Raw genomic sequence first — 25,682 nt, forward strand, 5'->3', positions numbered from 1 at the left:
AATATGGTGTGCAGTGCAGCATATGCCTACTCTGCGAGTTTTGCATGCCTAGTTTGCGATTTAAGGACGTCCATCAAGGTCGTCCCTAGGGCCGCTGGGCTTGGCGCGATGGCAATTCCTGCCGAACGCATCGCCTCGAACTTGTCTTCGGCCTTGCCCTTGCCGCCTGAAATGATGGCGCCGGCATGGCCCATGCGGCGGCCGGGAGGTGCAGTTGAACCTGCGATAAAGCCTGCCATCGGCTTCGACCGGCCCTTCTTCGCTTCCGATTTGATGAACTCGGCTGCGTCCTCTTCTGCCGATCCGCCGATCTCACCGATCATGATGATGGAATCGGTTTCGGGATCAGCGAGGAACATCTCCAGCACTTCGATGAATTCGAGGCCCTTCACCGGATCGCCGCCGATGCCGACCGCAGTCGACTGGCCAAGGCCCGCGTCCGACGTCTGCTTCACCGCCTCGTACGTCAGCGTGCCCGAGCGCGAGACGATGCCCACGCGGCCCGCCTTGAAAATGTTGCCCGGCATGATGCCGATCTTGCATTCGTTCGGCGTCAGCACACCTGGGCAGTTCGGTCCCAGCAGCCGCGAGCCCGAGCCCTGCAGCGCGCGCTTCACCTTCACCATGTCCAGCACCGGAATGCCCTCGGTGATGGCGACGATGAAGGGAAATCCTGCGTCGATGGCTTCCAGAATTGCATCGGCAGCGAACGGCGGCGGCACATAGATGGATGTCGCGTCCGCGCCGGTCGCTTCACGCGCCTCAGCGACGGTATCGAACATCGGCACATCGGCGAGCTCGGGATCGGGGTGTGTCGAGCCGCCCTTTCCCGGCGTTACGCCACCGACGATCTGCGTGCCGTAAGCCTTTGCCTGCTTGGTGTGAAATGTGCCTTGGCTGCCAGTAATGCCCTGGCAAATGACCTTCGTGGACTTGTCTACGAGAATAGCCATATCGCCGCCCGTTGCGACCGAGCACTAGCGCTCCGCCTTCGCAATCTCTTTGGGCCCATTTTTGCAGTGCATCAAGCCAGACTTTTTGGCCAGATGCCGCAAACTTCGGCACCCGTTCCGAACCGACCGATGTCAGCGCCGCCCAGCCGTTCTCAGCGTCCAAAGCAACAACACCCCGACGACCGCTCCCGCCATTGGCAAGCCTGGAAAAATGAGAATGAAAGGCATCCCGGCGGGCAGATTGAGCAGCCACCAGGTGCCAAGCGCGCGGAAAGCAATGATCTCCGCCGCGACGTAGCCCCAGCGCGCACCCAACAACCGGCCGATCGCAAGGACGCCCAGGCATACGATTGCCGACGTCGCAACGACGATGAGAAGAAGTCCCATATCCGCTCGGCCGGCCGGCCTCAGCCAGCCTCTTTCACCGCCGCGGTGATCTTGCGCGCAGCATCATCGAGGTCGTCGGCAGGCACGATCTTGAGGCCGCTCTCTGCCATGATCTTCTTGCCCAGTTCGACGTTAGTGCCTTCCAGGCGCACCACCAGCGGCACCGTGATGCCCATCTCGCGCGCGGCCGCGACTACGCCTTCGGCGATGATGTCGCAACGCATGATGCCGCCGAAGATGTTGACCAGGATGCCCTTCACCGCCGGATCGGACAGGATGATCTTGAAGGCGGCCTGCACCTTCTCCTTCGTGGCGCCACCGCCGACATCGAGGAAGTTCGCCGGCTCCGCGCCATAGAGCTTGATGATGTCCATCGTCGCCATGGCAAGGCCCGCGCCGTTGACCATGCAGCCGATGGTCCCGTCGAGCTTCACGTACGACAGGTCATACTTCGACGCTTCGACCTCGGCGGGGTCTTCCTCGCTCAGGTCGCGCATCTCGACGATGTCAGGGTGCCGATAGAGCGCGTTGGAATCGAAGCTCATCTTCGCGTCGAGGCACGACAGCTGGCCGTCCTTCGTCGTGATCAGCGGATTGATCTCCAGCATGCTCATGTCTTTGGCCAGCACGAGGTTGTAGAGATCGCCGACCAGCTTCACGCACTGGCCCACTTGCTTGCCCGTGAGGCCCAGCGCAAACGCGATGCGCCGTCCATGAAACGGCATGTAGCCGCTCGCCGGATCGATCGTCACCGAGATGATCTTCTCGGGCGTCTCGTGCGCGACCTTTTCGATGTCCATGCCGCCTTCCGCGCTCGCCACGAAGGCAACGCGCGAGGTCGTCCGGTCGATCAGCGCCGAGAGATAGAGCTCCCGCTCGATCTCGACGCCTTCCGTCACATAGAGACGGTTGACCGCTTTGCCATCCGGCCCGGTCTGCACCGTAACCAGCGTTGCGCCCAGCATCTGCTCTGCGAACGTCTGTACCTCGGCGCGCGACTTGGCCAGCCGCACGCCGCCCTTCTCGCCCGCCGAAGCTTCCTTGAATTTGCCCTTGCCGCGGCCACCGGCATGGATCTGCGCCTTCACGACGTAGACCGGACCGGATAGCTGCTGCGTCGCTTCACCCGCCTCACGCACGGAGAACGCCGCGAACCCCTTTGGCGTCGGGATGCCGAACTGGTGCAGCAATTCCTTGGCCTGGTGCTCGTGGATATTCATGCCGTGCTCCTATGCTAAAGGCGGGCGACGAACTCTTAGGCGCCCAGTTGCGGGGCGATCTTCGTGCAGGCGTCGACGAGGCCCTTCACGGACTCCACCGACTTGATGAACATGTTGCGCTCGGTCGCGTTGAGGTCGATCTCGATCACGCGCTCTGCGCCGCCCGCGCCGACAATCACCGGTACGCCGACATAGAGCCCCTTAACACCGTACTCACCGTTGAGGTAGGCAGCACAAGGTAGAATGCGCTTCTTGTCTTTCAGGTAGCTGTCGACCATCTCCAGCGCCGACGAGGCCGGGGCGTAATAGGCAGAACCGGTCTTGAGCAGCGCGACGATCTCACCGCCGCCCTTGCGCGTGCGCTCCACGATTTCGTCGAGGCGCTCCTGGCGCATCCAGCCCATCCGGACCACGTCCGGCAGCGGAATGCCGGCAACCGTCGAGTAGCGCACCAGCGGCACCATGTCGTCGCCGTGGCCGCCCAGCACGAAGGCCGAGACGTCTTCCACCGAGATCCCCAGCTCCGTCGCGAGGAAGTGGCGGAAGCGCGCCGCATCCAGCACGCCGGCCATGCCCACCACCATGTTGCGCGGCAGGCCCGAGGCCTTCTGCAGCGCCCACACCATGGCGTCGAGCGGGTTGGTGATGACGACGACAAAAGCGGTCGGGGCATACTTCTTGATGCCGGCGCCGACCTGCTCCATCACCTTGATGTTGATGCCGATGAGGTCATCGCGGCTCATGCCCGGCTTGCGCGGCACGCCGGCGGTGACGATGCACACGTCCGCGCCCTCGATGTCCGCGTAAGCATTCGTGCCCTTGAGCTGGCAGTCGAACCCTTCGACCGCCCCCGACTGCGCGATATCCAGCGCCTTGCCCTGCGGCAGACCCTCTGCGATGTCAAAGATCGTGACATCGCCCAGCTCCTTGAGGCCGATCAGGTGCGCGAGCGTTCCACCAATCATACCGCCGCCGATCAAGGCGATCTTCGTCCGCGCCATGCGTCTCAAGCTCCCTCTTATCTAAGAAAATTGATTTGTGCGGCTTCGGCCCGCAGCTCCCTCGGACCGCCACAACTCGGTCACGACTACGTTTAGACTAGCCCCAGTGGCAGGGAAAGCCCGTACATAAGGCCAGTGCTGCTGTGATTTGAGGCGCAGTTCATCTGCGCCGCAGACCTCAATGGCGAGGGACCGAGGACAGCGACGAGAACGCCGCCGCACGCACGGGGAGAAGGATTTGCGAGCCGCTCTATTGGCCTTCTCGGCCATCGGAACGATGCTGCTGGCCGGCACAGGCAATGCCACCGAGCCTTCGACCTTTCTTGGCTTCCGCCTGCTCAACCTTGAAGACCAGACCGTAAAGTGGAGCACTCCTACTTTCGGCCGGGGGGCAGGCCTCACGTACGCTTTCGCCCAGGGCGCCGTGGAAACTCCGGGAGCACGCAACTGTTCCTCGATGCTTCCGCCTGAGAACGCCTATGCGCCCTCGAATATCACCACCCCACAATTCCGCGCCGAGGTCGCTGCCGCGTTCCGCATGTGGGAAAAGGCTGCCGACCTTTCCTTCCGCTACACCGAAGATCCGGCAAAGGCGGACATCATCATTGGCGCGCAGACCAAACCCATTGGCCGCGCCTTCACTAACGTCGAGCTGAAGCCCGGCAGCCCCGACAGGAAGGTGATTGCCCGCTCGCTGATTTGCCTCAACCCGAAGCAACCCTGGAAGATCGGCTTTGACGGCCGCCTCGGCGTCTACGATCTGCGCTACACCATTGCCCACGAGATCGGCCATGCCATCGGCCTCGATCATCCCAGCGCCGCCGGACAGCTCATGTCCTATCGCTACGATGAGAAGCAGCTCGGCCTGCAGCCCGGCGACGTCAAAGGTGCCGTACTTCTATATGGCGCACGCGCCGACACACGCCGCATCGCCGAAGCCCCGGCTGACGCCACCGGCGCACCCGAGCCCGCCCCCGACAATGGCTGGCCCTTCGGCATCGGCACCAAGCAGCCCTCGCCGCAGCGGTTCGCCCCTCCCGAAGCAACCGGCAGCATCACCCCAAGTCGGTGAGAACGGCCTCGCAAGCAGCCTAGTCGGCGCTGCCCGCCGTCGCCCTCTCGCGGTTGGCGCGGTCCGCCAGATACGCCTCACTCCGCATCTCGATGAGCCGCGAGGCCGTGCGCTGGAATGCATTGGCCCCCGCATCGTCCAGGCACAGCGCGTCCGGTTCCGCCGCCGCGGAGGCGATCAGGCACACTTTATTGTCATAGAGCGTGTCGATCAGATTGATGAACCGGCGCACCGCGTTCCGCTGTTCCCGCGCCATCACGGGAATACCGTCGATGATCACCGTGTGAAAGGCATGCGCGATCTTGAGATAGTCGATGGTCCCCAGCGGGGCCTCACACAGGTCCGCAAAACTGAAGCGCGCCACCCCCATGGAGGCAAGCGGCACCCGCACATGCCGCCCTTTCACCTCTAATGTCTCGCTTTGCCCTGGGTGGCGCCCTGTCAGCCGATCCCAATGCGCATCGAGCGCGGCCCTGGCCTCATCATCGATTGGAGAGAAGTAGAGGGGCTGGCCTGCCAGCTTTTCCAGGCGGTAGTCCTTCGCCGACTTCAGCTCGATGACATCCATGTACCTGCCGATCAGCGCAATGAACGGCACGAACAGCTGGCGGTTCAATCCGTTCTCATACAGCGCCTGCGGCGCCGCGTTCGACGTTGCGACGACGACCACGTGCCGCTCGAAAAGATGCGTGAACAACCGTGCGAGGATCATCGCATCGGCGATGTCCGTCACCTGCAGCTCATCGAAGCACAAAAGACGCGCCTCGCTGGCGATCGACGCCGCTACATGCGGGATGGGATCGCCTTCGACCTCGCGCCGCGCTTTGCCGATCCGCTCGTGCACCTCGGCCATGAACTCATGGAAGTGGCAGCGCAGCTTCGGAGTGACGTCGGCACACGAGAAGAAGAGGTCCATCAGCATCGTCTTCCCGCGCCCGACCTCCCCATAGATATAGAGACCGCGCGGTGCGGCACCCTTGGAGCGGGCGAACAAGGCACGCAAACCATTCGTTGGCGGCCGCCACCCGTCCACCGCGCGCACAAGATCGTCCAGCCGCGCCGCGGCATCCCGTTGCGCCGCGTCGGCATCCAGCTCGCCCGCAGCAATCTGCGCAGCCAGACGCGCGCTTGGTAGCTCCTGCATTCGATTCAAACCCCGCGCATCAGCCGGATTGCTCGTTCTTCAGGCACGCCGCAATCCCGCGACGCAATGTCACCACCTATGCCACGGGGATTGCCGCAGGCATCGCGCCTCTTGGTCGCGCCTCGCGCATGGTAATCCGGCCATCAGATACGCATATTGTGCGGCGCAACACGAACGAACGGTACTGCCCGCGAATACGCGCGGGTTCACAGGACCAACCCGTCGAGGCCGACGGTGAGGTCCGGTCAAATGCGGAGGGACCTCGTCATGAGCGACCAACACCAGCTGCCCGGCGACATACGCAAGCTATGGCCATCCGAGTGGCCGAAATTTCGCGACCACCTGCTACGTCTCGACAAAGCGAGCCGGCGCATGCGCTTTGCGCACGGCGTGTCCGACTCCTTCATTGAAGACTATGCCGCGCGCATGGTCGACATGAGCGGCATCGTCTACGGCTACTTCGAAGGCCCGGAACTTCGCGCCGCAGCCGAGCTCAAGAAGCTCGGCGACACGTGGGGACGTGAGGCGGAGGCCGCGTTCTCGGTAGAGCAGCCGCTGCAGGAGCACGGCATCGGCACCGAGCTTATGGGCCGCGTCATTCGCGCCGCCCGCAACCGCGGCGTACAGCACTTGTGCCTCAGCTGCCTTGCAGAGAACGGCAAGATGCGAGCCATCGCAGCGCACTTCGGAGCCGAGCTCCGCTTCGAGTACGGCGAGATCATCGGGGAGATCATTCCCGCCGGTCCGAACTACTTCTCCATCCTCGCCGAGGCTGTCGAAGATCGCTTCGGCTACATGATGGCCGTGCTCGATCTGCACAATCGCGTACTCAAAGCCGCCTGAACTTCGCAACTCTCACCGTCAGTTTCGTGCGCGAATTGATCTTCGCGCACGCGACGTTGCACGAGTCGAAAGTGCATTCAGAGTCTGCAGCTGACGGTGCAGACCATTGAAACTCGACAAAAATGATGATTTCTCGCAACACACGAGACTGAATGCGCGTGTTGTTAGCTTTCAATTTGCAATTTCGTGTCAACAAAATGTTGGAACTTGCACATGATTTTTTTGGTTCGAAACTGATTCGGACTGAGAGAGATAGAAACCGAGAAAGAGAGAACACCAATGGTCAAGAAAGCTGTGAAGCGCAAAGTGAAGAAGGCCCCGGCTCGCACTGCTGCTGCCAAGAAGCCGGCTGCCCGTAAGACGACGGCTGCTCGTAAGCCGGCTGCCCGCAAGACGACCCGCAAGGCTGCCGCCACGAAGACCGTCCGCAAGACCGCTCGCAAGGCTGCTCGCAAGCCGGCGAAGAAGGCCCGCAAGGCTGCCTAAGCCAGCCCGGGTAACGCGCCAGTCCCCTCGTTCCGCGCGACATAGGAAGTAGAGGGGCGCTTTAACAGCGCCCACACCTTCCAACCCTTCAAGGCCGGTGGTCGCTAAAGCGCCGCCGGTCTTTTCTTTTGGCCATTTGCCGTTTTCGGGTTTTGCAGGTGTTTTGGCCTGCTTTTACCCCTATCCACCCGAGCTGAATCTCACCGCTTGGAAGGCCAAAACAGGCCCCGCGATTAACCGGGGCGCCCCCTCCGGGCGGCCACCGGCCCGCTCCTCGCCTGGCGCCAATCAGCACGGGGCACAGCCCGCAGACGCGGAAACGAGACGCCGGAATCGGGGCCGAATCAACCCCGATCAATGTTCAGCAAACCGTCCCCGAAGGCCCCCAAAAGGCCCAAACAGCCGCCGCAGGCGGCATGGCGCTAAAGGTGTCCAGCGCCAGCGCCGAACTTCAGCCGGCACCAAGGGCAAGGCATACAAAGCCACTCGACGCCCGTGTCACCTTCACTCCGGAAGATGATTCACCGCTTCGATGTTGTGCCCGTCGGGGTCCAGAACGAAGGCGCCGTAATAGTTCTCGTGATAGTGCGGCCGCAGCCCCGGCCCACCATTGTCGACGCCGCCGGCGGCAATCGCCGCTTCGTAGAAAGCGCGCACATCGGCCCGGCACTTGGCCGCAAAGGCCACGTGCAGCCGCCCGACCAGCGGCTTGCCCGTTCCGATCCAGAAGTGCGGCCGCTCGATCCCGAAGCCGGCGTAGCCGTCCTCGCCGTCCTCCGACAGCACCACTTCCATGACGATGCGCACGCCCAGCGGCGCCAGCGCTTTCACGTAAAACGCCTTCGAGCGGGCAAAGTCGCTAACCGGGAAGCCGATGTGATCGAGCATGATTGTCCGCTCCTGAGCCAAGCAGACGGCCATCTACGCAAGCTTCCATCACCGCGGCAACATCAGAGTGCAACGCAAAGCGTCTCTTAAGCCCGTGTCGCTCTGGAAGCCGCCGCAGGCGGCAAGGGCCCAAGGGGCCCCGCGCCCAATGGCGCGGATATCAACTCATTCAGCGGCAGCCGCACAACACGCTTCCCGCAGCTTGTGTCACCACAAAACCTAGACTCTACGCTCGACCATCAGCTTTTTCAGCTCAGCAATCGCCTGGGCCGGATTGAGCCCCTTCGGGCAGGCCTTGGTGCAGTTGAGGATCGTGTGGCAGCGATACAGCCGGAACGGATCCTCGAGGTTGTCGAGCCGCTCGCCCGTCGCTTCATCGCGCGAATCTTGCACCCAGCGGAATGCCTGCAGCAGCGCGGCAGGCCCCAAATAGCGGTCGGAATTCCACCAATAGCTCGGGCAAGACGTCGAGCAGCACGCGCACAGGATGCACTCGTAGAGGCCATCGAGCTTCTGCCGATCCTCGTGCGACTGGCGCCATTCCTTCGGCGGAGCCGGCGTATCCGTCTTCAGCCACGGCTCGATCAGCCGGTGCTGGGCGTAGAAATTGGTCAGATCAGGGATGAGATCCTTGACCACCTGCATGTGCGGCAGCGGATAGATCTTCACCGGGCCTTTGATCTCCTCATAGCCCCTGAGGCAGGCGAGCCCATTCGTCCCGTCGATATTCATCGAGCACGAGCCGCAGATGCCCTCGCGGCACGACCTGCGGAACGTCAGCGTGGGGTCGATCTCGTTCTTAATTTTGATGAGAGCGTCGAGAACCATCGGTCCGCAGCGTTCGGTGTCGATCCAATAGGTATCGATGCGCGGGTTCTCTTCCCCTTCGGGGTTCCAGCGATAGACGCGGAACTCTTTCCAAGTCCCCTTGCCCTCCGGCTGGTTCCAGGTCTTTCCACGCTGCACAGTCGAGTTGCGGGGAAGCGTAAGCTGGACCATTGAAGGGAAGCCTTCCTCTTGCGCCGATGGGTATGCAATGCCCCAAATGAAGCCGCGGCACAGCCCCTGTCAACGTCCGCTGACGTCGCGTCGGGGCAAATGAATCCCTACTTTAGTGGTTGGCTATTCGGGCCGATGCTTCTTCAGCTCGCGCACCAGTTCGGTGAGCCGTACGGCAACCTCGGCCCCGGTATCGACTGATACTTTCAGCGTCGCCCGCGTCTGGATCAGCTTGTTGAGCCGCTCCTGTTGCTCGCCGAAACCGAAGAACAGCTCCTCCGGAGCTTCGATCTCACCATCTTCGACCGCCGACATCACGTCGAACGCGTTCTGCGAGGCCAGCACCAGCATCGATGCCACGTCGTTCATCAGCTGCTGAAACAGCCGCGCGGCATCGACACCGACCCGCGGCCCGTGCACGCCGAACTTCAGCGGCGATGAGGCTGGCGCGCCCTCGCCAGCGAACAGCTTCGGACTGCGCTGAAACCGCCGGAAGATCTCCTGCAGGCCAAGACAGCATGTCTCCAGGTCGCGCAGCGCTGTACCCGCCTTGCGCTTCGAGCGCGCGCGATCGGGCGTCCGCTCCTGCGCCGTCCAGTTGATCGTCGCAATCGAAGCAATGGCACCGAGAGCCGACAACGCCGGCAACACCGCCGTGAACGGATCGGGCGCCAGCCGGGTTTCCCCCTCGCTGACCGGCGGCTTTGGGCTTTCCGGTTTCTTATCGGCCATCGTGTTTGTTGGGCCCGTCGGTTTGAAGAAGCGGCTCCGCATCAGAAAACTGGCCCTTTTATCCCGATCACGGCCGGCGCACGACTGGTCGACAATGAACCTCTACCATGACGGCATCGAAAAGGACTGCCCCTATGGCATTTCCTCCAACGCCAGCGCTCACCACCGACTGCGTCGTCTTCGATGGGCGCGGCAGGCTGCTGCTCATTCGCCGCAAGAACCCACCGTTTCAGGGGGACTACGCCCTCCCAGGTGGTTTTGTCGAGATCGGCGAGACCGCGGAGAACGGCTGCCGCCGCGAGCTAAGCGAGGAAACTGGGCTCAAGGTGGGCGAGCTGACGCTTGTGGGCGTCTATTCTACCCCCGATCGCGATCCCCGCGGCCACACTTGCTCCATTGCCTATCGGGCCGACGTGGCCTCTGCCGAGCCGGTAGCAGGCGATGATGCCGCCGCGGCGGAGTGGGTCGACAACTGGCGAGAGCAGAAACTGGCTTTCGACCACGCCAAAATCATCGCCGATGCGGAAAAGCTGCGCCGCAGCTGACGCCTCCACCGCAGCGGGGGGCAAAGGCTCGCCCCACAAACTCCCCGCTACCGTGCCCCGCCGCCGAAATACTCCGGCACACCGGCATCGAGGCAGGTCATCTGCACCCGGATGTCCGAATAAAGGAACCGGCAAAGCTCCTTCTTGTGGTTGGGGTTGTTGCGGATCGCCGCGAACGTCGTCTTGAAGCCGCGTGCATTGGCGACTTCCGCCAAAAGCTTGTCCTGGCAATACGGCGTCGCCATCCAGTTGCCCTGGATCAGCTGATTGCCGTCCTGGCACTTGATTGCCGCCGCAGCCGGCGCCGCAGCACCGACAGCCAGCAGCGGCAGTCCCGCCACAATCAGGATAGCTCTGGTCAAGGCCATTTCGGCGTCCTCCCTCGCTCGCGCAGGCGCCGGATGAAATGTGCGCAGCTGCGAATCGCAATGTAGAGGCAAACCTAGCGCAGCCAAGTGTGGCCGCGAAACCGGGGGAGGGCGCGGCGCCTTCAAAGCGCCGCGCGCGAACTCACTGGCCGTCGGGGAAGTATTCCAGCGTGGTCCGGCAGCTCGCCGCCCACTCTTCCCTCGTCATCTGCGTCTGCGGTCCCCAGTCCTTCATGCACTCTTCCATGCTCTTGTGGGTGACCTTGAAATTGCGCTTGGAGTCCTGAATGACGACGTTGGCCTCGTCGTCACCGCGCTGGCCGAGCTCCTCATCCGTGGGCGGCGGTCCCTGGGGCGCGCCCTTCGCCTGATCAACGGCGGAATCCGGAATGACGCCATCGTCGCTCGACGGCGGAACCGACGCCTGCCCATCGCTGGGGAGCACGTTCTCCTCCTGAGCAATGCCGCTGCGCTCGGTCTGCGTCAGCGGATCGTCATAGTACGAGTTCTTCGGAACCTCGGCCGCGGTCTCGGCACTCGCCGCCGCGTTGAACATGGTCAGAGCCGCTACTGCAACGGCGATGGCTGACAGCGAAGACTTCACAGCACGCATGAAACTAGCCCCTCTAGAAAACTCGGTCCCGCTCCAAAGCAGCGGGATGCGGAGGGAAAGCTACATGATCGCGCTGAGAGTTCAGCAAAGGCCGACCTCGGCGTTTTAATAAAATTTTTCGCGTTATCAGCGAGATGCGTTTACAGCCGCCTGCACGTTATCGACCCGATAAGCCATTCTTATGGGCACTTCACGTGATTGCGATTTCTGTTTATCAGCCTGCGACACTATATTCCTCTTATCGGAACAGGCGAGCAGGCGGCTCGCCGGTCGTTCAACAGGAGGAAATCACCATGAAGGTTTGGAGCAAGCCGGCCGTTCGCGAGCAGGAAGTTGGCCTCGAGGTCACGTCCTACATGCCGGCCGAGATCGACATCATCTAACCCTTACGGGGTAAGCTGATACGAAAGCGGCGACCGAGCATCTCGGTCGCCGTTTTTTTGTGATTTAATGTCTTTAGAGCGGCTTACACGCCGTGCCCACTGCAATGCATTGCAGTCCGGCCCTCACGTCGTGGCAGTCGACGTCCGTTTCTTTGGCGTTCTTCCACACGGCGTAGTCCTTGCCGTGCTTCTTGCGCGCATCGAGCTCCCAACCGATGGTCGCCTGCTCCAGCGCGTCCTTCTTGTCCTTCTTGGCCGCTCCGTAGGAGCTCAGAGAATCTGACTTGCAGTCGCGCTTCGGTGCGATCACTTCCTTGGCGCCACCGATGGTGCGATTTAGAAGGTCGAGGCACGGCTTGGCCGTACGCACGCACGTCCACTGACCGTCCTTCTCGTTGCAATCGACCTTGGCGTCCTTCGCATAGCGCCACGAGTTATATTCGCCGCCGAACTTTTCCTTCACAGCCGAGCGCCATGCCAGCAGCGAGTTCGGATAAGCTCCAAGGTCGCGCAGGGTGGCAGGCTTTCCTTCTGCAACAACCGTATCTTTGCAATCCTCAGCGGCCACCGCAGGGAGGGCAGCCACAACACAAAGGGCGGCTGCCATTGCGGCCAGCCGCGCACCAAATTTGATTTCCATTGTTCTGTTCCCGATAGGTCAGCGTACGCGCCTCCCCGCGCCAATCTGGCTGGAGGCGTCAGAAGCTCGCATAAAATCATGCGCGATTTTAGGCCGACGATGGCCCTGAACGGCGGTGACATTGCCCCCGTTGCCGTCCGGCTACAGCCGCACCCGCCTAAGCCCTAGGTAGGTCTCCACGAACCGCCGCAGCGCCTGACTTGGGATTTTGCCGCGCGCGAAATGACTGAAGTGCGCCAGACGATGCACGGGATTGCGGAATGACGGCCGGTCGGCTTCCAGCACTTTGGCGATCTTCACCGCGACTTCCTGCGGATCACGCCCCTTCGCGGCAACGTGGCCATCGCCCGCCCGGAACACATTCTCGCTCCACCGCCGGTAGACACTGTCGGACGGCGCAAACCGCGGCGAGGCTTGCCAGATATCGGTGACATAGGGCCCTGGTTCCACCAGCAGCACTTTGATCCCGAACTGCTCGACGTCATAGGCCAGCGATTCAGCCCAGCCCTCGACCGCCCACTTCGACGCTACGTAGATCGAGTTGCCGGGCATGCCGGCGAACGCCGCTTCGCTCGACACGATCAGGATGCGCCCAGACCGCTGCTTGCGAAACGTCGGCAGCAGCGCCTTCGTCAGTGCCATCACGCCGAAGAAATTCGTCTCCATCACGCGCCGCAGCTCGACGTCGGGGATGTCCTCGAATGCGCCGCCTGCAGCCACGCCCGCATTGTGCACGACTGCATCGAGAAACCCGCCCGTGATGGCAAGAGCCTCCTCGACGCCTTTGGCGATCGACGCGGCATCCGTCACATCGAGCTGCACGAAATCAACATTCTGCGCGGCACCCGATTTGGCGAGCGCCGCGTCGAGCGCGCCACGGCGGTCTAAATTGCGCATCGTTGCGATCACACGCCAGCCGCGCTTGGCAAGTTCGACGGCCGTCAGCAGGCCGAAGCCACCTGATGACCCCGTGATCAGAACTGTGCGCATGTCGACCCCGCTTCTCGCCGCCCTTCTTACCCGGCAGCGCCGGCGGGTCGGTTGCTACGTGAAAGGAACGCCTTGTATATCCGCACTGGGCGCGCCTGGGAAACCCGCGAGCCGTCCGAGAGCAGCAGCGAACCGCGGTTTCCGCGGTAAAAAGTTTGCCATCGATAAATCAGATGCGTTCAAAGCCGAACGACCGGCGCACGCCTCGGCTGCGAAGCCGAACGTCCCAAGGCGCCGCTTGCGGGCCCTTCAGCATGGCAAGCGAAGCGCACCATGCTCAGGCGCCAAGGGCGCCCCGGCGCGAGCGCCGGACTTCAGCTTGCGCGACACTCGCCGCACACAAAGCATCTCTCAGCTCGTGTCGCGCCGAAACTAATAAACTCTCGCCTTTGGCTCGATGTACTTGACCTCGTTGGTCATCGTGAACGTGTGCACCGGGCGGTAGTCCAGCTTTACGTTCTTGGCACCGTAGTCGGCCCAGGCCAGCGTGTGCTTCATCCAGTTCGCATCATCGCGACTGGGGAAGTCCTCGCGCGCGTGCGCACCGCGGCTTTCCTGCCGGTTCAACGCACCCGTAACCGTCACCGCCGCCTGCGCGATCAGGTTGTCGTACTCCAGCGTTTCGACAAGATCGGAGTTCCAGATCAGCGAGCGGTCTGTCGTACGGATATCGTCGGAGGCCCGCCAGATATCACCGATCTGCTTGACGCCTTCCTCCATAACCGGCCCATCGCGGAACACCGCGCAGTGCGACTGCATCGACTTCTGCATGCGAAGCCGCAGATCGGCTGTCGGCGTCGAGCCGTTCGCGTAGCGGAAGCGATCGAGGCGCGCGAGCGCACGATCGGTGATCTCCGGCGCAAGGTCGGGCTGCGCCGCACCGGCCTCCAGCGTCTCTGCACAGCGCAGGCCCGCAGCACGCCCGAACACCACGAGATCGATCAGCGAGTTCGAACCGAGCCGGTTGGCACCATGCACCGACACGCACGCCGCTTCGCCGATCGCCATCAGGCCCGGCACCACCGTATCCGGGTTGCCGTCCTTCAGCGTCAACACTTCGCCGTGGAAGTTCGTCGGGATGCCGCCCATGTTGTAGTGCACCGTCGGTAGCACCGGGATCGGCTCGCGCCGAAGGTCGACGCCAGCAAACACCTTCGCGCTTTCCGTGATTCCGGGAAGCCGCTCCGCCAGAATCTTCGGATCGAGATGGTCGAGGTGCAGATAGATGTGATCGCCGTCCGGACCGACGCCGCGCCCTTCGCGGATCTCAACTGTCATTGAGCGCGAGACGACGTCGCGTGAAGCAAGATCCTTCGCGTGCGGCGCATAGCGCTCCATGAAGCGCTCGCCCTCGCTATTGGTGAGATAGCCGCCCTCGCCGCGCGCGCCTTCAGTGATCAGCACGCCGGCCCCATAGATGCCGGTCGGATGGAACTGCACGAATTCCATGTCCTGCAGCGGCAGTCCCGCGCGCAGCACCATCGCGTTGCCATCGCCCGTGCACGTATGCGCCGACGTGCACGAGAAGTAAGCGCGCCCATATCCGCCGGTCGCCAGGATCGTCTTCTTCGCGCGGAAGCGATGGATCGTCCCGTCATCGAGGTTCAGCGCCAAGATGCCCCGGCAAGCGCCATCCTGATCCATCAGCAGATCGAGCGCGAAATACTCGACGAAGAATTCCGCTGAGTAGCGCAGCGCCTGGCCATAGAGCGTATGCAGCATCGCGTGACCGGTACGGTCGGCCGCAGCGCACGTGCGCTGCGCAGGCGGCCCCTCGCCGAACTGCGTCGTCATTCCGCCGAACGGACGCTGGTAGATCTTGCCTTCCTGCGTGCGGCTGAACGGAACCCCGTAGTGCTCCATCTCGTAGACGGCGGCGGGAGCGTTGCGGCACAGATACTCGATGGCATCCTGATCGCCGAGCCAGTCCGAGCCCTTCACCGTATCGTACATGTGCCAGCGCCAATCGTCGGGCCCCATGTTGCCCAGCGCTGCCGCCACACCACCCTGCGCCGCCACCGTGTGAGAGCGCGTCGGAAACACCTTCGTCACGCATGCGGTCTTGAGACCCGCTTCTGCGCACCCGAGCGTCGCGCGCAATCCGGCGCCGCCCGCCCCGACGACGATGACATCGTAGGTGTGATCATGGATCGGATAGGCGTGGCCGGTGACAGCAGGGCCCGCAGCCTTGTCAGGCTTCTTGGCGCTATTGGCCTTCGCAGCACCGTTCTTCTTCTCGGCCATTATCGCCTAGCCCCCGAAGCTCAATTTCAGCACGGCAAAGATCGCAATTGCTGCGATCGCCGCCGAGAAGAATGTGTTTGCCAGCAGCGTCAGCATCTTCATGCCTTCGCCGTGCACGTAGTCCTCGATGATCACCTGCATGCCGAGCCGCATATGCACCGTCATCGACACGATCAGCGCGATCAGCGCGATGGCGACGAGCGGATGCGCCATTGTCGCCTTCACCGTCGCAAGGTCGGCACCCGCGAGTTTCACCAGAAGTCCGACCGCGAATGCCGCCAGGATCAGATTTGCTGCCGCCGTCACGCGGATCTTGACGAAGTGCCCAGCCCCCTCATGCGCCGAACCAAGACCGCGGGCCTTCTTCAGTGGGGTTGTCATTGCCATCACTGCACCCATCCGCGTTCGCAGGCGATGTAGAGCCACAGCGCGCCGGTCAGCAGCACCGATAGAATGATCGTGCCCCACGAGAGAAGATTGACGCTGGGGATATCGAAGGCGGCGCCCGTGTCCCACACGAAGTGGCGCAAGCCGCCCAGCGCGTGATGTATCAGCGCCCAGGAGAACCCGACCAGCACCACCATGCCGAACCAAGTGGCGAACAGGCCGTTCACGAATGCAAAGTATTCCGGGCCTGTCGCCGCAGCGAACAGCCACCACGCCAGCAGCACGGTGCCGACATAGAGCGCCGTCCCGGTGATGCGATGCACGATCGACATCACCATGTTGATTTGCGGCTTGTAGATTTGCAGGTGCGGAGAAAGCGGCCGCGCACGCGTCCGCTCTGGTGTCACCCCGGCCATATGGTCCTCGTCGCTAGGTTTAGAGTCGTTCTAGCGCGCTGACCGCCCCCCTGCAATTCGCCATTCGCCACATCCGGCGCGACCGCACCCCTCGGCCCCTTCAAAGCGCCACCTGCGGCGCTCAGGCGCCAACGCCCCCGGCGCATTCGCTCCGATCGGCCTTGCATGGCCGGCCTCGATTCTTCGCCGCCGATGGCGGCAAGGGCGCAAGGCGCCCCGGCGCGAGCGCCGGCTATCAGCTTGCGGCACGTCAGCTGTCCAACAAGCTTCCCTCAGCTCGTGTCACCAACAAAAATCAACGCGGCAGCAGCACCCAGGCGTCGAGCTCCAGCAGCACGCCCTCGGCGTATTGGCCATCCTCTTTCTTCAGCGGGAACTCGGCGCAATCGTTGTTCTTCACGGCAACGAGCCTGATGCGCAGTGCGCCGACGTCCGTGCGGCCCGGCAGCTCCGCCTTCTCCAGCACCTCCGACCAGGCATAGACCGTATCGCCCGCAAAGCACGGGGAAACGTGCCGACCGCCGTTGATCGCCGCCAGGTGGAACGCGTTGTTCAAGCCGTTGAACGACAGCGCCCGCGCCAGCGAGATGACCACGCCGCCATAGACGATGCGCTTGCCGAAGCGGCCCTTGGATTCGGTGTGCTGGTTGAAGTGCACCTTGGCCGTGTTCTGGTAGAGGCGCGTCGCGATCTGATGCTCGGCCTCTTCCAGCGTCATGCCGTCAACATGGGCGATCTTCTCGCCCACTTCGTAGTCACCCCAGCGATAGGGCGATCCGGCGAGCGCAAAGTCGTATTTTCCAATATCGAGCTTCGGCACCGCGCCCCCGATCTCGGAGGGATCCACCCGATCCGGCAGCTTCGGCACGATGGCTTCAGGCGCCGGCGCTTCCTTGTCGCGTTTGCGCACCATCACCCAGCGCACGTAGTCGAGCACCACATCGCCCGTCTCGTCGCGGCCGATCGAGCGCACGTAAACCGTGCCGGTCTCGCGGTTCGAGTTCTCCTTGAGGCCGATCACCTCAGACGTCGAAGCCAGCGTCGCCCCCGGATAGACCGGCTTCAGGAAGCGGCAATTGGCATAGCCGAGGTTGGCGATGGCATTGAGCGAGATCTCCGGCGTCGTCTTGCCGAACACCACGTGGAACGTCAGCAGGTCGTCCAGCGGCGACTTCGGATACCCGATGGCCTTGGCGAACGCATCCGACGACTGGACCGCAAACCGCGTGCCGTAAAGGCTGGTGTAGAGCGCCACGTCGCCCACCGTCACCGTGCGCGGGGTCGGGTGCACAATCAGCTGCCCGAACTTGAAGTCTTCGAAGTAGTTGCCGGGATTGGTCTTTGTCGAGGTCATCGCTGAAATCGGTCCTTCTTGGAGGGCTCGGGGGCCGAATAGTCACAAAGAGGCGCTCTGTCGACTGCCTTTTCGCCGCTTACGCCGGCCCCCTCTCCCCATCCTTTATGGGGAGAGGGTCGGGGTGAGGGGCAGAAGCTGGCGCTTCCCTCGGCCGCTGCCAGCGCCGCAGCAGCCTTCAAAACCACTCCTCTTCCGTCTTCCGCATGGCCTCGATGGCATCCGCAATGGCCACCGTCCGCCGCGCCATTACCAGATGCAGGCGCTCCACCATCTTCCCCTCGAGCGTGATGACGCCCTTCTGCCGGTTGGCGGGCTCGTCGAACGCAGCGATGATCTTGCGCGCCCACGAGACCTCCTCCTCCGTCGGCGAGAACACCTCGTTGCAAGGTCCCACCTGCGAAGGATGGATCAGCGTCTTGCCGTCCATTCCCAGCGTGCGCCCATGCTCGCACTCCTCACGGAAGCCGACGTCATCGCGGAAATCGTTGTAGACGCCATCCAGCACGTCGAGGCCGTACGCGCGCGCCGCGACGATCGTCATCGCCAGCCAAGGCACCACGGCGATCCGGTTATGCAGCGCCCTCGCCCGTGACTCCTTCAATAGATCGTTCGTTCCCATCACCAGGCAGGAAAGCCGGTTCTCCGGGTCCGCGCCCAGCGCCGCGATCTCGCGGTTATTGAGCACCGAGCTAGGCGTTTCCATCATCGCCCACAACCGCACTTTCGGGGGAGCGTTGATCGCCCCCAGCACCTTCGCGACAGTGACGATATCGCCCGGCGTCGAAACCTTCGGCACTAAGATGGCATCCGGCTCGACGCTGGCCGCGGCCCGCAAGTCGTCCATGCCCCACGCCGTTTCGATGGCGTTGACGCGGATCACCAGTTCGCGCCGGCCATATCCGCCCCCGCGCACCGCGTCGCAGATGTTGTCGCGCGCCGCCACCTTGCCTTCCGGGGCCACGGAATCCTCAAGGTCCAGGATCAGCGCATCTGCTGGAAGTGATTTTGCCTTTTCTAGCGCTCGTTGATTGGCGCCAGGCATATAGAGCACACTACGTCGCGGACGGACGGTCATCCTCTGCTCCCTCTTGTGTGATGATCGAGAAAGTCGCCATCACGAGGTGCTGGGCGCCGAACGAATTTCTCGACCTGAATCGCACGAGCAACTCAATGATCAGAGCGTCCCTTTTGCCTCGAACGCTCGCTCGCCCCCATAGCTCGCGAGCTTCCGATCAGGGACGCTTGTGCATCGCACAATATCGTGCCTTCCGCGGAACACCAAGCACCGCGCACAACTTAGCGACTCTTCGCTGCTTGGCGAATGGCGCGACGTTCGGCACAGTCACTCCATGGCCCGTGTCTTAGCTCTCTCTTCGCATGTCGCATTCGGTTCGGTCGGCCTCGCCGCCATCGTTCCGGCAATGCATTGGCTCGGCCACGAAGTGATGGCCTTCCCAACCGTCATGCTTTCCAGCCACCCGGGATACCCGCACTACGCCGGCGGCGAAGTGGAAGTCGGCCGGCTTCAGGCCATGCTCGACGCCGCCGACGCCAATGGCTGGCTCGCTGACACCGCCGCCATCCTCACCGGCTATCTGCCGACTCCCGAGCACGTGCGCTTCGCCCGCACTGCCGTTGAGCGCGTACGCAGCGCCAACCCAGCCGCGATCTATATGTGCGACCCCGTCTTCGGCGATGAGCCGGAGGGCATGTTTCTCTCGACCGGGATCGCCGAGGCAACGCGCGATCAGCTCCTGCCTCTCGCCTCCATCACCACGCCGAACAGCTTCGAGCTGTCCTGGCTCGGTGGCGGCGAGCCTGTCGACGGTCCCGAGAGCGCGCGCCGCGCTGCCGCTGCACTGGGCGTGCCGACCGTCCTCGCGACCTCCATCCCTGCCAGCGACAACCGCCTCGCCAACATCCTCTTCCAGAACAACCAGGGCCTCGCCTGCTTCGTGCGTCGGCGCGTTTCCGCTCCCCACGGCACCGGCGATCTCATCTCCTCGATGTTCCTCGGCAATCAGCTGAACGATTTCTCGCCCGCCTACTGCCTTGGCGCCGCCGCCTCTGCGGTTGACGCCAGTGTCGCGGCCAGCATGGGTCGCGATGAATTGCCCCTCGCGGGAGCAAGTGCTTTATGGGCCAATGCACGGGTGCTGCCCGCAGCATCCGCCTAAACGGCACCAGCGCGAGGATAAGAGGTTCGATGGCACGTAGGACGCAGAGCCGGCCCAGAAAAACGATTATTCAGCGCGTAGACGGAGCCAAGGCCTTCTTCCAGCACGAGGCCGCCGGCGGCATTGTTCTGCTCGTTGCCGCCATCGTTGGCCTGCTGATGCAGAATTCTGCGGCAAGCTGGCTCTATGACGCCCTGCTCTCGACCCCCGTGACGGTCCGCATCGGCGCCCTCAACCTCGACAAGCCGCTACTGCTCTGGATCAACGACGGCATGATGGCCGTCTTCTTCTTTCTCGTCGGCCTCGAGATCAAACGCGAGATGGCCGTCGGAGAACTATCCAGCATCAAACAGGCCTCGCTTCCCGCGATTGCCGCGGTCGGCGGCATGCTGGTGCCCGCTCTCATCTACTGGGCCATCAACCGCAACGACGACATCGCGCTGCATGGCTGGGCCATCCCAACAGCCACCGACATTGCCTTCGCCGTCGGCGTCCTCGCCCTGCTCGGGCCGCGGGTGCCGTTGGCCCTCAAGGTCTTTTTGCTCGCGCTCGCGATCATCGATGACCTCGGCGCTATCATCGTCATCGCCGTCTTCTATACCGAGCACCTGACAGTCGAGGCACTCGCCCTCGCCAGCGTCGGCGTGGCGGCCCTCGCCGTCCTCAATGCCAAGGGCGTCACGCGCACCGCGCCCTACATTCTCGTTGGTCTGTTCATATGGGTGTGCGTGCTGAAATCGGGCGTTCACGCAACGCTCGCCGGTGTCGTCACGGCGCTCGCCGTCCCGCTGGCCCGGCCTCCCGGCGGCGGCCACGGCACGCTCGAGAACCTTGAAGAGGCGCTCGGGCCGTGGGTCAAGTTCGCCGTGCTGCCGCTATTTGCATTCGCCAACGCCGGCGTCTCACTGGCAGGCATGACGTTCTATCACCTTATCACCCCCATCCCGCTTGGCATTGCCCTGGGCCTCTTCATCGGCAAGCCGGTCGGTATTTTTGCCTTCTCGCGCGCAGCTATCGCCATGGGGCTGGCGCAGAAGCCGGACGGATCGACCTGGCCACAGCTGTTCGGCGTCGCCTGGCTCGGCGGCATCGGCTTCACCATGAGCTTGTTCATCGGCATGCTGGCCTTCGTCGATGCAGAGCGCGCCGCCGAAATCCGCATCGGCGTCATCTTGGGCTCGCTGGCATCCGCGGTTGCCGGTTACTTGTTCCTCAAGGCGGCAACCAAACCACGCGCGCCCGTCGAGCAGCGCACGGCACGCGCGTAGAGCCCAGCCGGAAGCCCTCACCCGGCCGCGATCTGTCGATCGCGTCCGACCTCTCCCAACCGGGAGAGGTTAAGTTCCATCGCGATAACTTAGCCTCTCCCCGGCGGGGAGAGGCCGAAGCGAATGCATATGAGCTTCGGGTGAGGGGCGTTTCGACTTCGATCAGAAAGACTCTAGCTGAAACGAAAACGAGCGCAGCGGGGTCCGCTGCGCTCGCAATCCTCTCAGATGATTTCGACAGCGGCTCTACGCGCTGAGCTTGCTCGCCGTCGCCTGCTGCTGCCGCGCCGCCCTCATGCTGGACGACCGGCGCTGATGATATTTCTTCGACAGCTCGTCCCATTCGATCGTCAGCGAGCCCCCGCTCGCCGCATGCTGGCGATCCCAGTTCGACAAGAGGTCGAGGCAGGCATGATCGATATAGTCGAGCTCTCCGATGTGCACGTGCACTTGGCTACCGGGCTTCAGCGTTTCGAGTACCGCCGCCAGCTTCGGTAGCCGGATCAGTGTCGCCGAGCCTTTGAGGTGGAGATCGACACGGTTCTCGGCAGCGTTCTCGTCCCTGCCCACTTCCAGATGCGAGAACGCGTAGAGCAGCTTGATCAGCGACAGTCCCAGGCCGACCAGCACGCCTTCCAAGAGGTTCGTCGCCACGATCATGGCGATGGTGACGAAATAGATCACCACCTCGCCGCGCCCGAATTTCAACAGCGCCGGCACGATCTTCGGATACGCCAGCTTGTACCCGGTGAAGACCAGGATCGCCGCCAGCGCCGACAGTGGGATGTAGGAGAGCGTGAACGGAATGACCGACACGAACAAAAGCAGCCAGCACCCGTGCATGATCGCCGACCATTTGGTCACTGCACCCGCCTCGACGTTCGCACTCGAGCGCACGATCACGCCTGTCATCGGCAGCACGCCGAGGACGCCGCAGATCGCATTGCCGACACCTTGAGCCGCGAGCTCGCGATCGTATTTGGTCCGCGGCCCGCTGTGCATCTGGTCAACCGCCGTGGCGCACAGCAGCGTTTCCGCGCTAGCGATGAAGGCGATCGAGATTGCCCCGACAATCATGGGCCACTCGACGATCCGGGCCAGCCGATCCCAAGTCGGCAGGATCGTCACAGACCAGATGTTCTCCGGCACCTCTACGTATTTGATATCGAGCTTCAGCGCGGCCGAGATCGCAATAGCGACCAGCACGCCGACAAGCGGAGCGGGCATCAGACGCCAGCTCTTCGGCGTCAGCGCACCCCACGCAAAAATCGTGGCGATCGTCGCTGCGCCGACAAGGAACGCCGTGAGTTGCGAGCCGCCGGTGCTGAACGCATTCAACAGCGCTCCCGGAATGCCGATCAGGTTGTGGATGCCATCGCCGATCGGCTTGGCGTCGAGCATCACATGAAACTGCGATGCAAGGATGAGAACGCCAATGCCGGCGAGCATGCCGTGGATGACCGCAGGCGAAACCGCTCGGAACCACTGCCCCAGCTTCAACAAACCTGCCGCAACTTGCAGTAGGCCGGCGAACAGGATGACGACGCCGAGCATCTCGACACCCCACTGCTGCACGAACTGCCACACCAGCACTGTTAGTCCTGCCGCCGGTCCGCTCACCTGCAGCGGCGAGCCTGCGAGAAAACCGACGACGATACCGCCGATGATACCGGTGATGATGCCCGCTGTCGGCGGAAGCCCCGAAGCTAGAGAAACGCCCATGCAGAGCGGCAGGGCGACCAGGAACACGACAATCGACGCCATGAAGTCGCGACCGAAAGTCTGCGATGAAAAAAACGCTTTCATTCTGTGATCGTCCGCTCACTGCCCATTCAGACCGGCGGACGCACGGCAGCCCCAATGTGCTCCGTATTCAAATTTCCCCCGGAAGTGCGGAACATAGACCCTGAGTTGCATCACAGCAAGTGCACGCCGTTCATTGAAAAACGAGCGTTAACTCAACGCTTGACGCGGCGCGCCACTCGGACGATTTGACATCTCCGCTTCGCCTGAAGAAGCGGGCATGGAACAGACCATGAGCAGCTTTCCCGAAAAACTCGCCGACCGGTACCGCCGGTTCCACCATCGTCACTTCCTGCCCAAGGCAGAGGAATACGAAGAGCTGGCCGCTTACGGGCAGAGTCCCGAGGCCATGATCGTTTCGTGCTCCGACAGCCGGGTCGATCCTGAAACGATCTTCAGCGCCATGCCTGGCGAGCTTTTCGTCGTGCGCAACGTTGCCAACCTGATCCCGCCCTACGAGACGGGAGGCAAATTCCACGGCGTCAGCTCGGCGATCGAGTTTGCCCTGCTCAACCTGCGCGTCAAACACATGATCGTCATGGGCCATTCTGGTTGTGGCGGCGTCAAAGCCGCGCTTGACCAGAGCGCCGCCAAGCAGACTGAAGCGCAGTTCATCTCGCGCTGGATGTCGATGCTCGACGACGCCCGCCTGCGGGTTGTCGCCGCGCACCAGACCGCCACCGAGGCAGAACGCCAGGCCGCGTTGGAAAAGGAGGGCGTAAAGACCTCCATCAAGCACCTGCGCACCTTCCCCTTCGTCTCCGAGGCCGAGGACAAAGGAAAGCTGGCCATTCACGGCGCCTACTTTGACATCGCCAGTGGCACTTTGTCCGTGCTCAACCACTCTCGCGGCGAATTCTTCCCGCTCTAGAGCTTGGTTTCGGACCATCCAGAACTTTGATCCTCGGCATCACGCCGAGGATCCACCTGGATCGGCTGGTGCCGACCGCTTCTTCCGTCGCAATTGCGGCGGCGTGCCTGGGTCCCGGCCTTCGCCGGAATGACGGGGGAGCGCACGCACTCTTGGCCGCCACCGGCGGCAAGGCGCCAAGGGCGCCCGGCGCGAGCGCCGGCTCTCAGCTTGCGCGGCGTTCGCCGCAGACAAAGCTTCTCACCGCTCGTGTCACTGCAATGAGGAAGCCCTAACAATAGCCGGCATCAGCTGCTGCTCGATGCTCTGCACCGAGACCGGGCCCACGTGCTTGAACACGATCTCGCCCTTGCCGTTGAGGACAAATGTCTCCGGCATGCCATAGACGCCCCACTCGATCGCGCCGCGGCCCTTGGGATCGGTACCCACCGCTGTGAAGGGATTGCCGTAGCGGCCGAGAAATCGCCGTGCCGCCACCGGATCGTCCTTGTAGTTGACGCCGTAGAGCGCAACACCCGAGCGCTTCTGCAATTGCACCAGCAGCGGCTGCTCCTCGGCGCAAGGGGCGCACCACGAAGCCCAGAAGTTGACGATCACCGGCTTGCCCGTCGCAAGCTCGCCGCTCGTAAACCCGGGTACCGGCTTTTCATCCGCCAGCAGGCCCTCCAGCGACGCGAACTCCGTCACGGGCGCCGGTTTGCCCAGCAACGCCGACGGTAGCTTCGAGGGATCTCCCCCCTGCAGCGCGAAGGCGAACAGCGCCACCAGGCCGGCAAACACCAGAACCGGCGTCAGCACCCAGCCGATACCGCGTTTACGCGTGCGTGGCGCAGGCTCGTTGGTCATCGCTGTTGAGCTTTCTTGTTCAGGCTCGCGAGGCACTGCGCCGCTTGACGCCGCGCGCCGCAAAATCTGCCAGACGCCTCTCCTGCTCGCGCCCATCGAGGATGAGCCAGGCAATCATCGCGCCGATCACCACCGTAACGATGCCATATGCCGCCCAGATGAAGCTTGCGTGCGGTCCAAGGTCCACTCCGAGGTCCATGCCGTTACTCCGCCGCCGCCAGTTGCGATGCCTGCGCGCGTTCAACTTCGGCAAGCTGCAGCGCCTTCACCCGCCGCCGCATGATTTCATTGCGCATGGCTTTGAGGTGCATGGCGATGAACATCAGCGTAAAACCCACCGCCATCACCAGCAGCGGCACCAGCAGCGCCGTGTCGATCGTCGGACCGCCCACGCGGATCACGCTAGCCGGCTGATGCAGCGTATTTCCGAAGTTCACCGAGAACTTGATGATCGGCAGCATGACGATGCCCACGAGGGCCAGGATCGCCGTGAGCTTCGATGCCAGCGCTTCATCCTCGATCGAGGAGCGCAGGGCCATCAGGCCGAGATAAAGAAAAAACAGGATCAGCACCGACGTCAGCCGGGCGTCCCACACCCAATAGGTGCCCCACGTCGGCCGTCCCCACAGCGACCCCGTCACCAGGGCGAGGAACGTGAACGCCGCGCCGAGCGGCACCGCCGCCTTGGCCGACACGTCCGCCAGCGGATGCCGGAACACCAGAAGTCCAAACGACGACATGGCGATGATCGCGTACACCGCCATCGACAGCCACGCGCACGGCACATGGATGAACATGATCCGCGCCGTCTCGCCCTGGAGATAGTCGGGCGGGGCAACGAAAAAGCTCAAGTAGAGCCCATAGCCGATCACCACAGCTGCGGCGCCGGCGACCCACGGCAACACGGAAGCCGAAAGCTCCATGAAGCGGGTCGGATTGGCCAGTCGCTGGGTCAGGGTCTGCGTCATTGAAAACGATCTAAGCGGTTGCGCACTGAAGCGCAAATGAACAACGGGCAACCCGGCAGACGTGGCAAGCAAATAGCCCTG

29 protein-coding genes are annotated in these 25,682 nt (G+C 63.0%); 8 read left to right on the plus strand and 21 right to left on the minus strand.

Annotation, left to right across the window (positions count from 1 at the left end; genetic code table 11):
- Window positions 1-26: 26 nt before the first annotated feature.
- The 4 genes from sucD to mdh all read right to left on the minus strand — a co-directional run bounded on the left by sucD (window position 27) and on the right by mdh (window position 3,561).
- Window positions 27-953: a succinate--CoA ligase subunit alpha gene (gene sucD / locus ACP15D_RS11490; RefSeq protein WP_424957631.1), complete on the minus strand. Its 927-nt coding sequence runs from the start codon at window positions 951-953 to the stop codon at window positions 27-29.
- Window positions 954-1,085: 132 nt separating this feature from the next.
- Complete coding sequence (locus ACP15D_RS11495; protein WP_424957632.1) at window positions 1,086-1,340, minus strand: hypothetical protein; 255 nt, start codon at window positions 1,338-1,340, stop codon at window positions 1,086-1,088.
- A gap of 20 nt (window positions 1,341-1,360) precedes the next feature.
- A complete protein-coding gene (sucC, locus tag ACP15D_RS11500; protein ID WP_424957633.1) occupies window positions 1,361-2,560 on the minus strand; it encodes an ADP-forming succinate--CoA ligase subunit beta in 1,200 nt (399 codons plus the stop codon).
- A gap of 35 nt (window positions 2,561-2,595) precedes the next feature.
- Window positions 2,596-3,561 (minus strand): malate dehydrogenase, encoded by a 966-nt coding sequence (gene mdh, locus ACP15D_RS11505; RefSeq protein ID WP_424957634.1) that lies wholly within the window; start codon window positions 3,559-3,561, stop codon window positions 2,596-2,598.
- Window positions 3,562-3,799: 238 nt separating this feature from the next.
- Here mdh and ACP15D_RS11510 point away from each other — a divergent pair, with 238 nt between their 5' ends.
- On the plus strand, window positions 3,800-4,633 hold the full coding sequence (locus ACP15D_RS11510) for a matrixin family metalloprotease (RefSeq protein ID WP_424957635.1): 834 nt from the start codon (window positions 3,800-3,802) through the stop codon (window positions 4,631-4,633).
- Window positions 4,634-4,652: 19 nt separating this feature from the next.
- On the opposite strand, the gene zapE is transcribed toward ACP15D_RS11510, so the two are convergent.
- The gene (gene zapE / locus ACP15D_RS11515) at window positions 4,653-5,777 is read right to left on the minus strand and encodes a cell division protein ZapE (RefSeq protein WP_424957636.1); all 1,125 of its coding nucleotides are present in this window, start codon (window positions 5,775-5,777) and stop codon (window positions 4,653-4,655) included.
- A 267-nt stretch (window positions 5,778-6,044) separates the two neighbouring features.
- Between zapE and ACP15D_RS11520 the strand changes: the two genes are divergently transcribed.
- On the plus strand, window positions 6,045-6,620 hold the full coding sequence (locus ACP15D_RS11520) for a GNAT family N-acetyltransferase (RefSeq protein WP_424957637.1): 576 nt from the start codon (window positions 6,045-6,047) through the stop codon (window positions 6,618-6,620).
- Window positions 6,621-6,899: 279 nt separating this feature from the next.
- The gene (locus tag ACP15D_RS11525; RefSeq protein WP_424957638.1) at window positions 6,900-7,106 is read left to right on the plus strand and encodes a hypothetical protein; all 207 of its coding nucleotides are present in this window, start codon (window positions 6,900-6,902) and stop codon (window positions 7,104-7,106) included.
- Between the two features lie 504 nt (window positions 7,107-7,610).
- On the opposite strand, the gene ACP15D_RS11530 is transcribed toward ACP15D_RS11525, so the two are convergent.
- The 3 genes from ACP15D_RS11530 to ACP15D_RS11540 form a co-directional block, all read right to left on the minus strand.
- The gene (locus ACP15D_RS11530) at window positions 7,611-7,994 is read right to left on the minus strand and encodes a VOC family protein (protein WP_424957639.1); all 384 of its coding nucleotides are present in this window, start codon (window positions 7,992-7,994) and stop codon (window positions 7,611-7,613) included.
- 219 nt (window positions 7,995-8,213) lie between these two features.
- Window positions 8,214-8,993, minus strand: a complete 780-nt coding sequence (locus ACP15D_RS11535) for a succinate dehydrogenase iron-sulfur subunit (protein WP_424957640.1) — start codon at window positions 8,991-8,993, stop codon at window positions 8,214-8,216.
- A gap of 123 nt (window positions 8,994-9,116) precedes the next feature.
- Window positions 9,117-9,725 (minus strand): hypothetical protein, encoded by a 609-nt coding sequence (locus ACP15D_RS11540; RefSeq protein WP_424957641.1) that lies wholly within the window; start codon window positions 9,723-9,725, stop codon window positions 9,117-9,119.
- A 134-nt stretch (window positions 9,726-9,859) separates the two neighbouring features.
- On the opposite strand from ACP15D_RS11540, the gene ACP15D_RS11545 reads away from it, so the two are divergent.
- The gene (locus ACP15D_RS11545; RefSeq protein WP_424957642.1) at window positions 9,860-10,270 is read left to right on the plus strand and encodes an NUDIX domain-containing protein; all 411 of its coding nucleotides are present in this window, start codon (window positions 9,860-9,862) and stop codon (window positions 10,268-10,270) included.
- 47 nt (window positions 10,271-10,317) lie between these two features.
- Here ACP15D_RS11545 and ACP15D_RS11550 read toward each other — a convergent pair whose 3' ends face one another.
- A complete protein-coding gene (locus tag ACP15D_RS11550) occupies window positions 10,318-10,638 on the minus strand; it encodes a hypothetical protein (protein WP_424957643.1) in 321 nt (106 codons plus the stop codon).
- A 142-nt stretch (window positions 10,639-10,780) separates the two neighbouring features.
- A complete protein-coding gene (locus ACP15D_RS11555) occupies window positions 10,781-11,251 on the minus strand; it encodes a hypothetical protein (RefSeq protein WP_424957644.1) in 471 nt (156 codons plus the stop codon).
- A gap of 293 nt (window positions 11,252-11,544) precedes the next feature.
- Here ACP15D_RS11555 and pqqA point away from each other — a divergent pair, with 293 nt between their 5' ends.
- Window positions 11,545-11,634, plus strand: a complete 90-nt coding sequence (pqqA, locus tag ACP15D_RS11560) for a pyrroloquinoline quinone precursor peptide PqqA (protein WP_068459738.1) — start codon at window positions 11,545-11,547, stop codon at window positions 11,632-11,634.
- A 73-nt stretch (window positions 11,635-11,707) separates the two neighbouring features.
- Here pqqA and ACP15D_RS11565 read toward each other — a convergent pair whose 3' ends face one another.
- The 7 genes from ACP15D_RS11565 to ACP15D_RS11595 all read right to left on the minus strand — a co-directional run bounded on the left by ACP15D_RS11565 (window position 11,708) and on the right by ACP15D_RS11595 (window position 18,743).
- Window positions 11,708-12,274 carry a hypothetical protein gene (locus tag ACP15D_RS11565; RefSeq protein WP_424957645.1) on the minus strand — a complete coding sequence of 189 codons (567 nt, stop codon included), beginning with the start codon at window positions 12,272-12,274 and terminating at the stop codon, window positions 11,708-11,710.
- A 141-nt stretch (window positions 12,275-12,415) separates the two neighbouring features.
- Window positions 12,416-13,264 carry an SDR family oxidoreductase gene (locus tag ACP15D_RS11570; protein WP_424957646.1) on the minus strand — a complete coding sequence of 283 codons (849 nt, stop codon included), beginning with the start codon at window positions 13,262-13,264 and terminating at the stop codon, window positions 12,416-12,418.
- 372 nt (window positions 13,265-13,636) lie between these two features.
- Window positions 13,637-15,508, minus strand: a complete 1,872-nt coding sequence (gene sdhA / locus ACP15D_RS11575) for a succinate dehydrogenase flavoprotein subunit (RefSeq protein ID WP_424957647.1) — start codon at window positions 15,506-15,508, stop codon at window positions 13,637-13,639.
- Between the two features lie 6 nt (window positions 15,509-15,514).
- Window positions 15,515-15,895 carry a succinate dehydrogenase, hydrophobic membrane anchor protein gene (gene sdhD / locus ACP15D_RS11580; RefSeq protein WP_424957648.1) on the minus strand — a complete coding sequence of 127 codons (381 nt, stop codon included), beginning with the start codon at window positions 15,893-15,895 and terminating at the stop codon, window positions 15,515-15,517.
- Complete coding sequence (gene sdhC, locus ACP15D_RS11585; RefSeq protein WP_424957649.1) at window positions 15,895-16,311, minus strand: succinate dehydrogenase, cytochrome b556 subunit; 417 nt, start codon at window positions 16,309-16,311, stop codon at window positions 15,895-15,897. The genes sdhD and sdhC overlap by 1 nt, the downstream gene beginning before the upstream one ends.
- A 295-nt stretch (window positions 16,312-16,606) precedes the next feature.
- The gene (locus ACP15D_RS11590; protein ID WP_424957650.1) at window positions 16,607-17,665 is read right to left on the minus strand and encodes a MaoC family dehydratase; all 1,059 of its coding nucleotides are present in this window, start codon (window positions 17,663-17,665) and stop codon (window positions 16,607-16,609) included.
- A 178-nt stretch (window positions 17,666-17,843) separates the two neighbouring features.
- Window positions 17,844-18,743: an HpcH/HpaI aldolase/citrate lyase family protein gene (locus ACP15D_RS11595; protein ID WP_424957651.1), complete on the minus strand. Its 900-nt coding sequence runs from the start codon at window positions 18,741-18,743 to the stop codon at window positions 17,844-17,846.
- Window positions 18,744-19,017: 274 nt separating this feature from the next.
- On the opposite strand from ACP15D_RS11595, the gene pdxY reads away from it, so the two are divergent.
- Both pdxY and nhaA read left to right on the plus strand, forming a co-directional pair.
- On the plus strand, window positions 19,018-19,845 hold the full coding sequence (gene pdxY, locus ACP15D_RS11600) for a pyridoxal kinase (protein WP_424957652.1): 828 nt from the start codon (window positions 19,018-19,020) through the stop codon (window positions 19,843-19,845).
- A 29-nt stretch (window positions 19,846-19,874) separates the two neighbouring features.
- The gene (gene nhaA, locus ACP15D_RS11605) at window positions 19,875-21,113 is read left to right on the plus strand and encodes a Na+/H+ antiporter NhaA (RefSeq protein ID WP_424957653.1); all 1,239 of its coding nucleotides are present in this window, start codon (window positions 19,875-19,877) and stop codon (window positions 21,111-21,113) included.
- A gap of 246 nt (window positions 21,114-21,359) precedes the next feature.
- On the opposite strand, the gene ACP15D_RS11610 is transcribed toward nhaA, so the two are convergent.
- Complete coding sequence (locus tag ACP15D_RS11610) at window positions 21,360-22,919, minus strand: SulP family inorganic anion transporter (RefSeq protein WP_424957654.1); 1,560 nt, start codon at window positions 22,917-22,919, stop codon at window positions 21,360-21,362.
- Between the two features lie 229 nt (window positions 22,920-23,148).
- On the opposite strand from ACP15D_RS11610, the gene ACP15D_RS11615 reads away from it, so the two are divergent.
- On the plus strand, window positions 23,149-23,787 hold the full coding sequence (locus ACP15D_RS11615; protein ID WP_424957655.1) for a carbonic anhydrase: 639 nt from the start codon (window positions 23,149-23,151) through the stop codon (window positions 23,785-23,787).
- Window positions 23,788-24,039: 252 nt separating this feature from the next.
- Here ACP15D_RS11615 and ACP15D_RS11620 read toward each other — a convergent pair whose 3' ends face one another.
- From ACP15D_RS11620 to ACP15D_RS11630, 3 genes are read right to left on the minus strand one after another with little or no spacing between them, the layout of a single operon-like run.
- Window positions 24,040-24,633 carry a DsbE family thiol:disulfide interchange protein gene (locus ACP15D_RS11620; RefSeq protein ID WP_424957656.1) on the minus strand — a complete coding sequence of 198 codons (594 nt, stop codon included), beginning with the start codon at window positions 24,631-24,633 and terminating at the stop codon, window positions 24,040-24,042.
- A gap of 19 nt (window positions 24,634-24,652) precedes the next feature.
- Window positions 24,653-24,832, minus strand: coding sequence for a heme exporter protein CcmD (gene ccmD, locus ACP15D_RS11625; RefSeq protein WP_424957657.1), 180 nt, complete (start codon window positions 24,830-24,832; stop codon window positions 24,653-24,655).
- Between the two features lie 4 nt (window positions 24,833-24,836).
- Complete coding sequence (locus ACP15D_RS11630) at window positions 24,837-25,601, minus strand: heme ABC transporter permease (RefSeq protein ID WP_424957658.1); 765 nt, start codon at window positions 25,599-25,601, stop codon at window positions 24,837-24,839.
- Between the last annotated feature and the right edge of the window lie 81 nt (window positions 25,602-25,682).

It is taken from the genome of Hyphomicrobium sp. 1Nfss2.1, from assembly GCF_965243865.1.
In the GTDB taxonomy this organism is placed as follows: domain Bacteria; phylum Pseudomonadota; class Alphaproteobacteria; order Rhizobiales; family Hyphomicrobiaceae; genus Hyphomicrobium_A.